Origin of the sequence: Azospira sp. I09 (assembly GCF_009177135.1) — a bacterium.
Lineage (GTDB): Bacteria > Pseudomonadota > Gammaproteobacteria > Burkholderiales > Rhodocyclaceae > Azospira > Azospira oryzae.
Genome location: NZ_AP021845.1, coordinates 83,181 through 97,295, shown reverse-complemented (window position 1 = coordinate 97,295; position 14,115 = coordinate 83,181). Strand labels below are relative to the sequence as shown.

Below are 14,115 nucleotides of genomic sequence, written 5' to 3'. Positions count from 1 at the left end.
GGAAAGATATATGGCTACTGGGAACAGGCCATGCCCAGCGGCGTTGTCCGATATTTTCGACAAACTACGTTGTTTTGTCCGGAATATCGGACATTCCCGCGTTGCTGTGGAGCCAGGCCGCTGCCTTCTCAAGCACGAACCCATGGCAATTGGCCGGCGCGCAGCAGCAGCAAAGATCGCGTCCGTAAAGGTCAGCCACTTTCTTTCGGAAGGTCGGCTCAGCCTTAATTCTGCTCCACAGGTATGAGCGGAATTGCTCGACCACTTCGTCCCTGGTACCGTCTTCGCCTACCTTGAAGGGATTGCCGAAGTCGGTGCCGCGCATGATGTTCACCGCGCCTGGCGGAACGCGGTTGCCGTGATGGTATTTGTTGAGGACCGCCACCTATCGATGTGACGCTATTTGGCGAGCAGAGCAAGGGCTTCAGCCCGCTCCTGTTCCGTTGCCCGCTTCCAACCAGAGGGTTTTCCTGCCCACAGATCGCCGGTCTCGAGGTCTATCGACAGCCATTTGGTAGGGCATCGGGTTGTCAGGGTAAGGTCGACGACCGAAGGCAATTCTGGAACCTGGCGGCCACTGCGTAGGGCACGCTCGCTGATTACCTTGATCCAGTGCTGATGACCATGACGCTGAACCCGGCCGGCGCCGGCCAACTCTCTCAGCAGCTTTGCGGCGAGATGACCGGCAACTTCATGGGATCGTGGCACCGTGAGCGGATAAAGGACTTGTGAAATTGCAGATTTACGAAACGGTCCGGCAAGTGAATCCAGGGCCGCTTCGACGACTCGGCGATGCGAGGATTTGATGGGCGGGAAACTGGTAGGCATGGTTACTCCTTTGCGCGGGCCTTCGCTTCAATAGCTTGGGTAAAGAGCTGCCCCATGTCGATGCGTCCCTCCGCGATCTCTCGCAAGGTGTCGTCCGAGAAGGCCATGAGGATGCCTAACTGGCGCGAACGGAGCACGTCTTTGGCGCCTTCAGCCCAGGTTGCAGGGTTGGTCAGAGCGGAGTCGATGGGAAGATCCCGGGAAGAAACAAAGCCTTCGAGGATATTCGTCGCTTCGGAAACGGCAATTTGGTGCTTGGATGGCATTTCGAGTCCTTTCGGTAAGCCTAGAACAGCGATGGCTGGGTCAGGGCCGTAGCCTCGGTTTGCGGGGCGATGATGGGGGCAGGGGGTTTTTCCTGCGCGATCGGCGCTGCCTGCTCACCGAGATGGGCCAGCAGTTCGGCTTCATCCCAGATCGGAATGGACAGGGACTTGGCGGTATCAAGCTTCGTCCCGGCCGCCTCGCCGGCGACAACAACCGAGGTCTTTTTGGAGACGCTGCCAGCTACTTTGCCGCCGGTGGCTTCGATCATGGCTTTGGCGGCTTCCCGCGAGAGGGTGGGCAGTGTGCCGGTCAGGACCACGGTCTTCCCTGTCAGGACCCCGGCAGCGGCTTTCTCGACGGCCTTGGGCATGATCAGGCTGGCGAGGCGATGTGCTTCCTGAGCGGTGTCCCGAGACTGCAGGAATTCGAGGACCGAATCGGCCGTGACTTCGCCGACGTCGGGGACGGCAAGCAGAGCTTCCCGTGTGGTCGCGGCAAATGCCTCCCAGGTGCCAAAGGCGCGCGCCAGGTCTTTTGCAGTGCTTTCCCCAACCCCCTCGATGCCCAGGCTGAAGAGGAATTTGGGCAGGGGGCGGCCCCGTGTACCTGCGATCGCGGCTGCAAGGTTTCCAGCGGATTGTTCCCCGAAGCCAGGACGGGAGGCGAGGCGGGCCGTATCGAGGCTGTACAGATCCGATGCCTGGGCGATGAACCCTTCATTGAGCAGGGTGGCCACCGTGCTTTCGCCGAGGCCTTCGATATCCATCGCCAAGCGGGACGCGAAGTGCGTGATGCGGTACAGGCGCTGGGCAGGGCAACGCGAACCGCCAGTGCAGAAGTGCTCGGCGCCGACTTGATGAAGAGGGGAGCCGCACTCGGGGCAGGTGGCCGGCATTTCCCAAGGGATCGAGTTTTCCGGCCGGCGCTCAAGCATCGGCCTCAGAATTTCGGGAATGACATCGCCAGCCCGGCGAACGATCACAGTATCGCCCACGCGCACGTCCTTCAAGCGGACCTGACCAAGGTTATGGAGCGTGCCATTGGTCACCGTTACACCACCCACGAAAACAGGCTTCAGGCGGGCCACCGGGGTAATCGCGCCGGTGCGACCGACCTGGATGTCGATCGCCAAAACCTCGGTCGGCATTTCTTCCGGGGGGAACTTAAAAGCGACGGCCCACTTGGGCGTTCTGTGATTCCAGCCGATCTGCTCCTGCTGCTCAATGTCAGCCACCTTGAAGACAACACCATCAATGCCCCACCCGAGAGTCTTGCGCTTGCCGGCCATGGCTGCGAACGCAGACTTGATGCCCTCGAAGCCAGTCACTCGCTTCACGTTCGGGCTGACCCGAAAGCCTTGAGCTTTCAGGAAATCGAGCACCGCCACCTGGTTGGTGAACGCATGGTCTTCGGCCCCGTTCATGCCATAGGCGAAGAAGGTCAGGCGGCGGGAGGCGGTCACCTTTGGGTCCAGCTGGCGGACGGCGCCGGCGGCTCCGTTGCGGGGATTCACCAACGGGTCCTTGCCGGCAGCCACTAGCTCCGCATTCACCTTCGCGAAGTCGGCATCGAGCATCATCATCTCGCCACGCACCTCGATGGTCAGCGGCTCCGACAGGCGAAGCGGTACCGACTTCACGGTGCGGACCTGGGCGGTCACTTCCTCGCCGGTTTCGCCGTCGCCGCGGGTCGCGGCCCGGACCAGGAGGCCATCATCGTAGGTGAGGGTGATGGCGAGGCCGTCGTATTTGTCCTCACAGCAGTATTCCACTTCCTCGATGCCGACCCCCAGGGCGTCTGCACAGCTCTGGGCGAAGCGACGGGCTTCACCCTCGTCCATGGCGTTGGCCAGCGACAGCATCGGGGACCGGTGCGTTACCGAAGGGAAGTCCTTCAGCGGAGTCCCGCCGACCCGTTGAGTCGGCGAATCGGAGGTGACCAGATCGGGATATTCGGCCTCAAGGCGCTCCAGATCGCGGTAGAGAGCATCGTACTCCCCGTCGGAAACGAGCGGCTTGTCCAGGACGTAGTAGGCATGGGCCAGGCGGGCGACGTGGGCGCGCAGTGCAGCGACGCGCTCTGCTGGGGTGGCATTGGAATTCATGGCGGGTAATGTGAGAGGAATTGGTGGGTTTTCGGCAGGCAGCTGTGGCCATTCGACACGAAGACATTCCCCGTTGACGAACCACTTCCTGACGCCGGTATGGAGGATTACCGCAGGGCCTTCGTCCGGGTCGCGGTGCACCTTCCCGAGTTGGTAGTAAATCTGATCGCCGTTGGCACGGACCAGGGCCGGACCGCCGACACGATGCTCCACTGAGGAGTGCTGGCCGAATCCTCCGCGCTTGGGATTCTCGCAGTAGTAGACGACACCCCTATCGGGGTACTCGACTGCGGGAAGGTCGCCATCCCGGCCCAGGGCACCATTGATGAAGTGGCGGATGGTGCCGTCGGGGGCGGTTAGGCTTCCGGTGAAGGTCTTGGAATATTCGGCCATGACGAAATAGTACCGATCGGAACCTGGCGTTTCAGAAGAAAGTCACCACGACCCCCAAGGGCGTTACGGGTGGACAGGGGACATCACCAGCATGCGCTCGAGGCGGCCTGGAGCCTCCGAGTGATCGAAATCCTTCGGTAGGATTGCGCTGGGGTCGGCTGCGGCGCGCCGGAGGCAGGCGATAGTGCTCTCTCGGTCGTCAGCGTTTCGATGGAGCTGGCAGGTGAGGGAAAGTCCTGCCAGAAAGGCGCGTTCGTCGGAGGACATGTGCGGGAAATAGGGCCAGACCTGACTCAGCAGCTCGATGTCGGCTTGGCCCGCCTCATGACCGGCGTACTGGCCGATCAACACGAACAGGAACAGGGCGACGCCGCTGGCGGCAACGATGAAGGAGCGGCGAAGAATGAGAGACTTGCGGGTCATGATCAGTCGACGAACTTGATCTTCCCGGATCCGGAGACGTCAGTGTCTTTATCGGTAGGGTTGCCCGCGATTTTGATCTTGCCCGATCCGGAGACCCGGGCGCGAACGGTATTGGTGACCGTAGCCCTGATGTCACCGGAGCCAGACACCCGCAGTTTGGCGGTCTTTACGGAAAGGCCAAAGGCGGAAACTTCCCCGGAGCCAGATATTTCCGCCTCGAGCCGATCAGCCACACCTTCGAGCTCAACATCTCCGCTACCGGAGATTTCAAGCCCCAGCTCTTCCTGACGAAAACCACGATAAGTTATCTTCCCTGCGCCCTTTACTCTCAAGCCGGTCACTTCGGGAAGAACAACCGTCACTTCGGCCGTAGGGCCGCCGATGTTCGTGACGCAAACGTTGCCGCCGCCGATTCGGATGTTCTGGCCGGAAACGCCGCCGAGGATCGAGCCATGAAATTGCTGGACTGCCCCTTTGATGATCGTGGTAACGCCACCGACCTGGGAAATGAATGTGGGCTCGGTATCGATGGTGAGCACGTGGCCAGAAACGGTGGTCAGGACCTTCGGCAGGTAGGACTTGTCCTTGCATTGGATGGTAAGGCTTGGTGTTGGCCCCTGAACGATGGTCAGATTCACGGCGCCATCGAGTTTGATCTGCCGAACATCCGGAGATAGCGGGCGAACCTCGCTTCCTGGCTCGGGGGGGCGGTTGTCTTGCCCGCCAAGGCGATCAATGGTTTCGCAGATCGCGGAAGCAGACGCCTGCACGTCAGGCCGGTCGCCGAGGCGCAAGCCAACATGTGAGGCAATTTGTGCGAAGCCTTCACGGTACTGGGTAACTTCGCGTTGAAGGGCTTCGATATCGGTCTTGGGTTTTCCAAACATGAACGGTGACTCAGGGAGGGGGATGACCTCTACAGGATGACAGAGGTGGGGATGCCTTTCTGCTTTAATGCGGTCGCCAGCTCGATGGGATCGGTGGTAACGGCATCGGCAAACGGCTCATCGCCGAAATTGTCCGCGCTGTACAGGTAGCGCCAGCGCGCAGCAGTCTCTTCCGGAAACGCAAGGGCCTGGAAGATCATGGTCTGCCCACCATCGAGCCAGCCGCACTCGACCTTCTGCTCGTCCGACCAGTCATGCTGGAAAGCTTCTCGAAAAACGGATCGCCCGAGGTTGGCCAGGTCAGCATCCAGTCCTGCCTGGACGGCAGATTTTTCCCACCGATCCCACGGATAGTCGCCGGCGGTGCCGCCGAAACACGGCGCTGTCAGTATGGTGTCCCGCAGGCGGATCATGTCAACGCCGTTGAGGGTGGGTGCAATTGGCATCATGGGAATTTCCTTTGAGTCGGCAATTTCAGAGCCGGAGAGCGTAACACGCTGAGTCATGGGTACAGAGCCTCGCATTCGGCATTGGCCATGGAAACGTGAGGCCCACGCATTGAGGCCGCATCAGTCGACCGGTGGCGATAAAGGATCTGCGGTCGAGGCGAGTGTTCTTGAAGTCCGGCCACCTCCGCCGGCGCCGGCTCAATGATCGGGGTAGGCGGGTCAAGGGGAGCCACCATCTTTACTGGCAGGCGCTTCACAATTGCATCTCGCCACCCCGGTAGCAATGAATAGACCCCCTGCGTGATGGCAATGCCGAAGCTGGCGGCCGCTGCAATCTTGCCAAGAGAAACCCAATAGCTGATCAGCTCGGGCAGAGGGAGATTCGGGACGAACATCGAGCCAGCAAAGAAGTGAAGGGTGAGGGCCACGAAGTCCGTGACGGACCAGATGAGTTTCTGCAAAGGGTCCGAATGCATCAGGGCTGTCCAGCCCATCAGCAGGATGCAGAAGCGGTGCAGACTGGCTGTGTACCAAGGGGGAACCGGCACCAGTCCGCGCTCATGCCCAAGCCCAAAGGCGATCCCGAAGAGCAAGGAGCAGAAGACCAGAAGAAACGCATCGTGGCGAGCCAGGAAAGACGAGAGGGCATTCATTCGTTGAAGACCTGGACCCGTGAATGGTTGCGCTGCATCAGCGATGCCAAGCTGCGCTTTGCAGCATCGAGCTCGTCATTACCGGACGGGGATAGTACGAACACAGGATCAGGCGTCCCGCTCGAGAGGATGGCAAAGTCCGCTAGGGGCTGAGCGGGGTCGCTGTCAAAGCGCAGAGGCCGCAGCAAAGACTTCCCTTCCTCGATAAGCCGGCGCGCAACCGCTGCCTCGCGGTCATTCCGGCACGGGAAGTAATTGGCGTCGGTGGGCAGGCAAGCCAGATTGGTAACGGTGTAGTTCCCCTCACGTCGCCCGGGCTTGGCCGCAACCAGACACAAGGCATAGGTCGGGGGAGTGCCAAAGTAGGGGGTGCCGCACCTTGCCTCGATTTCCTCGGCAACCTCCTTTGCAACCCACAAGCGAAGCCCCGGCAAGTGCTTGAGGACGAGCTGCCAGCTGTAGGTGGTGAGTCGGAGTTCCTTGAGTGGGGCAAAGATCAAGGCGTGGCCTGCTTGCGCCTTCAGGAACGATTCGCAATCGGGGACAGATGAGACACCGGTGTCGCGCGAGTAACGCTCAGGCGCAAACAGGGAGTCGGCGAGCGAATGGTTGCCCATGCGTATCCAGGCGGCCGCCTCCAGCACGCGTTCCCGAACGGACAACCAGGAGCGATGATCTGCGCCTGCAGAAATCTGGTTGAGAACGGATTGCTCCATCAGAAGATCCAGCACGCCGTCGATGCTCACCTCGGCAATGGGCTCTTCCATCCGCTCCCGGATGTCCAGGTTGCCGGCAATACTGAGGCACCCGTCATCCTTTTCGAGGATTGCACCAGGCCCGTAGGCGCCGGCCCCAGAGAAAAAGGATGTGTCCTCCACGGAGTCGCAATTGTCAGCGTGAAGGAATCCGGTACCGGGCATGCGGGACAGATAAAAGAGACCGCCCCGTCGACCCACATACATTTCAACCCCGCCGGGGACGCACATGCAACGGGGGCGGCGATCAGATTTGCGGCAGTTGGCCAGCAACTCCTGTCCAGCGCGAGTCGAAACCAGCCATTCCGCGGTGTGAACGCCGGAGCCGACCTCAATGCGCTGGACTTGTGGCTTCATCCTGGTGGCCTCTTGTCGGGGAAAAGAGCAAAGACGTTGGCGGGCAAGCCGGCCAGCAACCGGTAACGATCGGACGCAGTGTCGCGGTCGGTCCATTGGAGAAGGTCGGTAAGGCCTGCTCGGGTCAAAGGGCCTGAGAGGAGACCATAGCCGTCAGCTTGGTAGTTCGGGGACATGGCAATCAGCCGCTTAGGCTGCATTTTGCACACCGAATAGGCTCCGTCTTTGCCGAGCAGGACAGCATGTTCATCGGGGCCTAGTTGCTGGTGCATGACAAAGGTGTACTCAGGAAGGTTGCTGATCAGCTTTTTCATTGCTTTTTGTTGTTGTCGACCGCATGCGGGGACGTTCCCGTCGGTTCCAAAGGCCCCGGCACTCGTCCTCGGTTGCGGTAACCGGAGTTGCAATACGACAGTGGCTGCACTGAACCTGATATCCACCATCGCAGGAAATAAGAGATGCCTCGCCAGAGCAGCAGGGGCAGTTGCGCAGCGTGTTCTCGCCACCCCGCCGCGGGGCGCTCGCTGCGATCCGATCAAACTCAGCCGGAGTGAGCTGCAGGGCCTCACAAGCGAATTGCCGGAAGAAAATCCCCAGGCTAGGGGCAGAGAACTGCCTCCACAGCGAAGCTGCAACGGACAAGGACCGAGCTCGTGCTTCGGGCAGCTTTGCCCCTCGCGTAATCTCACCGATCAGGTAGGCAGTCAGTGTCGGCGAAGCGTCCAGGGCTTCCTGGAACTTCTCGGCACCGAACTCGCGGACGAAGCTGTCAGGGTCTTCGCCTGACGGTAGGCGGCACAGACGAATTTCATGTTGGTCACTAGCCAACGGCACCAGCATCTCTGCGGCCCGCCAGGTCGCTTTCGCGCCCGCTGCGTCCCCATCAAAACAGAAAAACACACGATCTGCTAGGGACAGCACCATTTCGGCTTGTGTCTCCGTCAGGGCGGTTCCACAGGTTGAAACGATGTGCTCGATCTGCGCCTGAGACGGAGTAACCACGTCGAAGAAGCCCTCGCAGACGATAATGGAGCGGGTCATGCGAATAGCCTGTCGCGCCTGTTGAAGTCCGAACAGGACGCTCCCCTTCTGGTAAAGGTCAGTTTCCGGGGAGTTGAGGTACTTTGGTCCTTCTTCGCCCAAGCGACGCCCACCGAAGCCGATCACGTCGCCATTGTCGGCCCGGACCGGGAACAGCAAGCGGTTGCGGAAGAAGTCGTAGCACCCTTTCTTTTCCTTGCGCGGCACGGCCAAGCCTGCTTCGAGCAGGGCATCACGCCGGAAGGTCCGATCGTCGCAGAGCGTCGCCCAGGCTTCAGGCGCGAAGCCAATGCCAAAGCGGATAATGGTGTCGTCATCAATTCCCCGCTCAGCCAATGCTGCCATAGCCGGCCCACCGTTCGGGCCGAGGAGCAGCTGCTGATATTTGGCGCAGGCCCGCCGCAGGACGTCCCGCGCCTTCGCGTGGCGATCAGGCTTTGCCTGGTTGGGCTTGTTGGAGGGAATTTCTACCCCTGTCCTGGACGCCAGCATACGGACCGCCTCGGGGAAGGTCAGTCCCTGCTTGTTCATTACAAAGTCGATGGCGTTCCCGTGTGCGCCGCAGCCGTAGCAGTGGTAATGGTCAGCAAAGACTTTGAAGCTAGGGGTGGCTTCGCTATGGAATGGGCAAAGACCACTATATGTGGATCCCTGCTTTGCGAGCGCAACCGTCTCCCCGATAAAATCGGGAAGATCCAGAGCGGCCACAATGTCGTCGATCACAGGTTGAGGTATCACAGGCCGAAGTAAGCCCCGAAATGACGAGGGAAACAACGCCGCCGGTCCATTTATACGTCTAAGGCCGGGATTTCGGCTGTATTTCGCTATCGGCAGAGTCTTGGGTGACGTGCAATCATTCGTCACGTTTCTCAGACCCGTGGACATTGCAGATGAATCGACCGACCCCGCAGCTGATCAAGTTGAAGAAATGGATGCGCAAGAGCACCATCAACTTCTTCGAGCGCAATCAAGATGTCATTGCCGCGCCGAGCTTCGTGCCGTTGTGCAATCAGATGATCGTCGACGTGATGTCGTCGGGGTTTGAGGTCATCTCCCGCGACACGCACTTCATTACCTGCCGCTCCCGCCAGATCCTCTCCCATAACCTGAAGGGGGATGTCTTCAAGGAAGACGAGATATTCGCCGCCGAGCTGGCAATGGACGAACACTTCAATCGTCTGCACGAGTATTTCGACACCCGCATCGATCAGGGCGAAAAGAAACTCGAGATGGGTGGATTCTCTCCCAATGAGATGCAGCGCTTGGTCAATAACTACGAGACCAAGACGGTCACCAACGGTGTCACGCAGTACCTGGATATCCTGGCCAAGGCCGACTATTACATCACCATCCTGCATTACCTCTGGGTCACCAGCGAGCTCTCCGACAATCCGGATGAAGCCCGGCGCGTGAAGCTCAACACCGAGCGCGAGGTCCGGCACCATCTGTTTGGCATCATCCGCGCGAGCAACACCCACTACAACAACATTCGGCGCATCTGCAATGGCGTCGTCGAGAAGCGCCGCCAAGAACGGTTGGCCCAGGCCGAACGCGATCGCCAGAAGGCGGCAGAGAAGGAAGCCAAGCGACTGGCTGCGGCCCAGCAACGACAGGCTGAACAGCGCAAAAAGCGCCTAGCCAACCAACAGCAGAACTTGGATGCCGCGCAGTCCGAGATGGACGGTCTTTCCTCGCCAGCTGTTGCCGTCGCGTGATGAACAATGTCCGTGGTCAAGCTCAATGAGGCACAACAACGGGCAGTAGAGTCCGAGGACCCGATCCTGTGTTGCGCGTGTCCGGGCAGTGGCAAGACGCGCGTCCTCATTGCCAAGGTGCGGCATATCCTCCGCACCCACCACGACCCCCGCATCGTGATGACAACCTTCAGCCGAGATGCGGCTGAAGAAATGCTTGACCGCATCCAGAAGGAAAAAGGTCTATCCCGCGAGCAACTGAGCCGATTGACGATCGGCACGTTCCATTCCCTAGCCCTGCGCCAGCTCAAGGAAATCGGGAAGATCGGCAAAATCCTCTCCGACATTGAAACGCGCCACCTGATTAACCGAGCGCTCCACGACACCGGCCTTGAGATCACGCCCGACGAAGCCGAGGCGAATATCGCGCGCTGCAAGGCCGATAAGGAATTCGCCAAGGCCTACCCGGAACTCGCGCGCCTCACGGCCGTTTATCGGAAGCACCAGGAGGCAACCGATGGTCAGGACTTCACCGACCTGCTGATCATGGCAAATGAGCTGATGTCCGCAGGGAAGATGAAGCCGATCAGGGCCACCCATATTCTCGCCGACGAGTTTCAGGACATCGACGACATGCAGTACGAGTGGTTGATGCACCACCTGGGGCAGAACCCCGCCCCCTGCGCTTGTGCCGTCGGGGATGACGATCAATCGATCTACGGCTTTCGCCGCAGCCTGGGCTACAAGGGCATGATGGACTTCGTGGCGGCCACCGGTGCCGAGATCATCACCCTCGACACCAACTATCGTTCGACGTCCGGGATCATTGAGTCCGCGAGCAAGCTGATCGCTTACAACACCGACCGTGTGCCCAAGAACATCAAGTCCGCCCGGGGCGATGGGCCGGCGCCGAAGGTGATCCCCCTTGGCAAGGACGACAGCCAGGCGATGCGGATCGTGCATCTGCTGGACAAGGTGTGCGCCAAGAACGGCGTCCCCGAGCCCCTGCCGAACCGTGAGCCGTACCGCTTTGGCGTCCGTGCCGGACAGGTTGCTGTGCTGTCCAGAACGAATGCCGGCCTCCACGAGATCGAGTCGGTGTTCATCAACAACCGTGTTCCGTACATGCGGACTGGCCGGTCGTTCTGGGACGCGCCAGTGCTTCAGGTGTATCTGGCCATCCTCCAATCGCTGATTCACAAGGATGGCATGGGGCTGGAGATCGGCCTTCGCTGGGCCAGGATCAGTGATGCCCAGATCCGCCAGCTCACCGAAATTGCCGGGGGCTCCATCTGGAATTTCATTGACCCGATGGAGCCGGTGCCTTTGCCCGGTACCGGTAGTGCCGAGCTGGAGAGCATGGTGCGCCTTGGCCGCGGATGGACCACCAAGCTGACCGGCAAGGGGGCCGAGGCAGGCGCCCAAGGTCCTATCTACGGCGTGGCTTCATGGATGTCCCGCGTCATGACCAAAACCTGCGGCGAAGATGACGACGGGAATGCCATTCAGGAGCGGGGGCGGCGAGAGGTCCGCGATCTGGATCGTCTGGAGGCAGCCCGCGATGCTCTTGCTGATGCTCGGGGGCCGCTGGCCACCCGAATTCGCCGCGTCCAGGAAGGCGACGGCGCCGAGATCCCGCGCGTGATCCTTTCAACCTTCCATGCCAGCAAGGGCCTGGAATGGGATCACGTCTATCTGATCGACTGCTATGGAGGCGTTGTGCCGAAGGTCTCGGAGCTTTGCTCTGAAGCCGAGGTGGCCGAGGAACGCCGTGTCTTCTACGTGGCAATGACTCGCGCCCGGGACGAACTGACGATCTTTACCCGTACCGACAAGCCAAACAGTGAATTCCTGGTTGATTCCGAACTGTGGTTCGGTAAGACCCAATCTCAATCCAATGACCAAAAAGAACAGGTGATGCAATGAATCCTGCTGTAGTTCCTGATGCAACCTCCATCCCCGCCATGGTGAGCCACCTCGCCGGGGCCGAAGTATCTGCTCTTGCCCTCGTGTGCGCGGTGGGCGAGGGCGCTCATGCTTCCGTCGCGGCCTTCATCACGCCTGGTGCCCACTGCTTGGCGTCCTTCCGGAACGCAATCGTGAAGGAGGGTGACTACAGCGACACCCTTCTGAGCTTCGACGACAACCCGCCCCCTTACTACGGGAGCAGCACCCTGGATATCGACCTCTCGACAGCCGCCGACGTCATCGGCGTCGACCGTGTGATTTGTCTCGTCACTCAGGTGGGCGACCAGGTAAGCGTGGTCCGCGACTACGACGGCCTCGAGGTCACCTTGCTCGAGGCGACGAAGATCCAGTTCGGCCGGTTCGTCGAAATTCTCGATGGCTCCGGAGTCGGTGGCCGCCACCTCCTGCATTGAACGATCGCACCATGGACTCCTCCGCCCGCCCCCTAACCCGTCTCGAATGGACCAGCACCCTGGCAGGTCTGGGTCTGGTCATCGGCGCTGCCGTGCTGCTCGAAAGCGCGCCGCGCGGTGACTATGCCCAGATCATGCTGATCCTGGGGGCGGCAATGGCGGTGTCGGTGGTCTGCATGGCGCTCGTCCGCACTTTATCCAGAAAAGGGCGTGACCGTTCCGTACCCTTGGAGCCGGAGGTAAATACCAATGGTTACGCACGAATCTGACGACATGCCCAACTGCTGCTACGTCTTCATCCACGCTTCGCCTGGTGCCCGAGTCGGCCTGGTCAAGAAAGGCGCGCCGGGATGGCTCATCACCTCGGTCGACCAGAAGGACATGAGCGACGCCGATGCTCGCAAGGTGGTCGAGGTCCTGAACGGCGTGAAGGGTGTCAATCCGGAGATGGCTGACCGCATGCTCGCGGCCGCCACAACCGGTTGGCGCTGCCCCCGTTTCCAACTTGAAGGAATCGCTGCATGAACGGAAAGCAGGTGGCGATCTTGTTCACCGCCTTGGTGATCGTGCTGGCGCTCTACGACGCGCTGCTGCACCACTTGTCGGCACAAGATGGCTCTCCGCCACCCCCTGCAGCTACCACCGAAAGGAAGAACCCATGATGCTCCGCCCCCTTATCCTCGCCGCCGGCGTCGTTTTCGCCGCGGCTGTCCACGCCGAAAGTCCCGATCTCCTTATGGCGATCGAGCAGGCCGCCCAAAGCGGGCAGGCTGGCGAGGTGCTGGCTTATGGGCAGCCGGCGCTCGTCGTGCCGGTGCAGAACCGCCCCTGCATGACCGTCGGCGTCGTCTATCAGGAAGGAAAGCGCCAACGCGGCGGTCCCCGCATCGATAACTACCAGGTGTGCCAGGGCGCCGAGCCCGAGCGCATCAATGACGTGTCGCCGGCACTGCCCGACGATCAGCAGTTCAAGCAGGTGGCCCAGATGGCGATCCGGGGCGCGCTGCGCTATGGCGTCCAACGTCGCGACTGGAACGATTACCGCCTCGATACCCGCCGCCTGTCCGCTGCGGACTCCTATGGCTGCGCCCAGGTCGAAACCGTCGTCTCGACCGAGGGCATGCTGGTCTCCTACAACGTCGGGAGACTTTGCCCGTGATGCGTCTCTCGCTGGCCGAGGCCAAACGCCTGGGCCTGAAGATCGCCGCCGCCACCCCGGCCGCCCGGAGCACCGCCGGCCGAGGGCGGAAGGGCAGGATGCCTGAAGACGTCCTCTGGATGTCGGTCCGCGCGTCCTACCCGGAAGCCGTCCGTGAATATCAGGGCGCGGTGCCGGGCCGGCGCTTTCGGATCGACGTGGCCTTGGTCGATGAGAAGATCGCCATCGAGTGCGACGGCTGGCAGTACCACGGCAAGTTCAAGAGCGCCCATGAGACCGACCGGGAGCGCCAGAACCTGCTGGCGGTAGCGGGCTGGCTTATCCTGCGCTTCACCTCTGGCCAGATCTTCAAGGACCTGTCCGGCGTCTCAGCGACCATCGACGCTGCAGTCCAGCAGAGGAGGGCGCTGCTGTGATGGCGGCCCTTCGCGATAGCCCTATCGGCCTCGGCAGCAAGCGCCAGCGGTTCGCTTGGTGGCCGGTGGCCAGCTACGCCGCCCCCAAGCCCTTCACCTCTCACAAGGGCTGGTATTGGCTCCGGCCCGTTGTTGAAACGAGCACCATGAGCGTGGGCCGGATCGCTTACGCCAACGATAATTCCGCCCTGCGGCCGCTGTCCCATCGGACGATCGTCGCTGCATCCCTGGTGGGCTTGGCTACGGCGTTCGCCGCGCTGGCCAGCGCGATCCACCCCCTCGTCATCTCCCTCCGCTGAAAGGAATCA

The 14,115-nt window shown here is 61.0% G+C and carries 20 protein-coding genes; 9 read left to right on the top strand and 11 right to left on the bottom strand.

Annotated features, from left to right (window positions below; translation table 11 throughout):
• Positions 1-64: 64 nt before the first annotated feature.
• The 11 genes from AZSP09_RS18160 to dnaG form a co-directional block, all read right to left on the bottom strand.
• Positions 65-385: a DUF4326 domain-containing protein gene (locus AZSP09_RS18160; protein ID WP_269473836.1), complete on the bottom strand. Its 321-nt coding sequence runs from the start codon at positions 383-385 to the stop codon at positions 65-67.
• Between the two features lie 14 nt (positions 386-399).
• The gene (locus tag AZSP09_RS18155; protein ID WP_152091023.1) at positions 400-828 is read right to left on the bottom strand and encodes a hypothetical protein; all 429 of its coding nucleotides are present in this window, start codon (positions 826-828) and stop codon (positions 400-402) included.
• A gap of 2 nt (positions 829-830) precedes the next feature.
• Entirely contained in the window at positions 831-1,094 is a 264-nt protein-coding gene (locus tag AZSP09_RS18150) for a hypothetical protein (protein WP_152091022.1), read from the bottom strand.
• A gap of 20 nt (positions 1,095-1,114) precedes the next feature.
• Positions 1,115-3,592 carry an NAD-dependent DNA ligase LigA gene (gene ligA, locus AZSP09_RS18145; RefSeq protein ID WP_232058923.1) on the bottom strand — a complete coding sequence of 826 codons (2,478 nt, stop codon included), beginning with the start codon at positions 3,590-3,592 and terminating at the stop codon, positions 1,115-1,117.
• 63 nt (positions 3,593-3,655) lie between these two features.
• Positions 3,656-4,015: a hypothetical protein gene (locus AZSP09_RS18140; RefSeq protein WP_152091021.1), complete on the bottom strand. Its 360-nt coding sequence runs from the start codon at positions 4,013-4,015 to the stop codon at positions 3,656-3,658.
• A 2-nt stretch (positions 4,016-4,017) separates the two neighbouring features.
• Positions 4,018-4,902: a GIN domain-containing protein gene (locus AZSP09_RS18135; protein ID WP_152091020.1), complete on the bottom strand. Its 885-nt coding sequence runs from the start codon at positions 4,900-4,902 to the stop codon at positions 4,018-4,020.
• A 29-nt stretch (positions 4,903-4,931) separates the two neighbouring features.
• A complete protein-coding gene (locus tag AZSP09_RS18130; protein WP_152091019.1) occupies positions 4,932-5,408 on the bottom strand; it encodes a hypothetical protein in 477 nt (158 codons plus the stop codon).
• Positions 5,405-6,004: a hypothetical protein gene (locus AZSP09_RS18125; RefSeq protein WP_152091018.1), complete on the bottom strand. Its 600-nt coding sequence runs from the start codon at positions 6,002-6,004 to the stop codon at positions 5,405-5,407. The genes AZSP09_RS18130 and AZSP09_RS18125 overlap by 4 nt, the downstream gene beginning before the upstream one ends.
• On the bottom strand, positions 6,001-7,116 hold the full coding sequence (locus tag AZSP09_RS18120; RefSeq protein WP_172974829.1) for a DUF1173 family protein: 1,116 nt from the start codon (positions 7,114-7,116) through the stop codon (positions 6,001-6,003). Before AZSP09_RS18120 ends, AZSP09_RS18125 begins: the two co-directional genes overlap by 4 nt.
• The gene (locus tag AZSP09_RS18115; RefSeq protein ID WP_152091016.1) at positions 7,113-7,430 is read right to left on the bottom strand and encodes a hypothetical protein; all 318 of its coding nucleotides are present in this window, start codon (positions 7,428-7,430) and stop codon (positions 7,113-7,115) included. Before AZSP09_RS18115 ends, AZSP09_RS18120 begins: the two co-directional genes overlap by 4 nt.
• Complete coding sequence (dnaG, locus tag AZSP09_RS18110; RefSeq protein WP_172974828.1) at positions 7,402-8,880, bottom strand: DNA primase; 1,479 nt, start codon at positions 8,878-8,880, stop codon at positions 7,402-7,404. The genes AZSP09_RS18115 and dnaG overlap by 29 nt, the downstream gene beginning before the upstream one ends.
• 167 nt (positions 8,881-9,047) lie before the next feature.
• On the opposite strand from dnaG, the gene AZSP09_RS18105 reads away from it, so the two are divergent.
• From AZSP09_RS18105 to AZSP09_RS18070, 9 genes are read left to right on the top strand one after another with little or no spacing between them, the layout of a single operon-like run.
• Positions 9,048-9,872, top strand: a complete 825-nt coding sequence (locus tag AZSP09_RS18105; protein WP_152091014.1) for a hypothetical protein — start codon at positions 9,048-9,050, stop codon at positions 9,870-9,872.
• A 12-nt stretch (positions 9,873-9,884) separates the two neighbouring features.
• Positions 9,885-11,777 (top strand): ATP-dependent helicase, encoded by a 1,893-nt coding sequence (locus tag AZSP09_RS18100; protein ID WP_172974827.1) that lies wholly within the window; start codon positions 9,885-9,887, stop codon positions 11,775-11,777.
• On the top strand, positions 11,774-12,232 hold the full coding sequence (locus AZSP09_RS18095; RefSeq protein ID WP_152091012.1) for a hypothetical protein: 459 nt from the start codon (positions 11,774-11,776) through the stop codon (positions 12,230-12,232). The genes AZSP09_RS18100 and AZSP09_RS18095 overlap by 4 nt, the downstream gene beginning before the upstream one ends.
• 11 nt (positions 12,233-12,243) lie before the next feature.
• On the top strand, positions 12,244-12,501 hold the full coding sequence (locus AZSP09_RS18090; protein WP_152091011.1) for a hypothetical protein: 258 nt from the start codon (positions 12,244-12,246) through the stop codon (positions 12,499-12,501).
• Positions 12,482-12,757: a hypothetical protein gene (locus AZSP09_RS18085; RefSeq protein ID WP_152091010.1), complete on the top strand. Its 276-nt coding sequence runs from the start codon at positions 12,482-12,484 to the stop codon at positions 12,755-12,757. The genes AZSP09_RS18090 and AZSP09_RS18085 overlap by 20 nt, the downstream gene beginning before the upstream one ends.
• On the top strand, positions 12,754-12,894 hold the full coding sequence (locus AZSP09_RS20020) for a hypothetical protein (RefSeq protein ID WP_172974826.1): 141 nt from the start codon (positions 12,754-12,756) through the stop codon (positions 12,892-12,894). Before AZSP09_RS18085 ends, AZSP09_RS20020 begins: the two co-directional genes overlap by 4 nt.
• Entirely contained in the window at positions 12,891-13,391 is a 501-nt protein-coding gene (locus AZSP09_RS18080) for a hypothetical protein (protein ID WP_152091009.1), read from the top strand. The genes AZSP09_RS20020 and AZSP09_RS18080 overlap by 4 nt, the downstream gene beginning before the upstream one ends.
• Positions 13,391-13,807 (top strand): endonuclease domain-containing protein, encoded by a 417-nt coding sequence (locus tag AZSP09_RS18075; RefSeq protein WP_232058925.1) that lies wholly within the window; start codon positions 13,391-13,393, stop codon positions 13,805-13,807. The genes AZSP09_RS18080 and AZSP09_RS18075 overlap by 1 nt, the downstream gene beginning before the upstream one ends.
• On the top strand, positions 13,807-14,106 hold the full coding sequence (locus tag AZSP09_RS18070; RefSeq protein WP_152091007.1) for a hypothetical protein: 300 nt from the start codon (positions 13,807-13,809) through the stop codon (positions 14,104-14,106). Before AZSP09_RS18075 ends, AZSP09_RS18070 begins: the two co-directional genes overlap by 1 nt.
• Positions 14,107-14,115 lie beyond the last annotated feature (9 nt).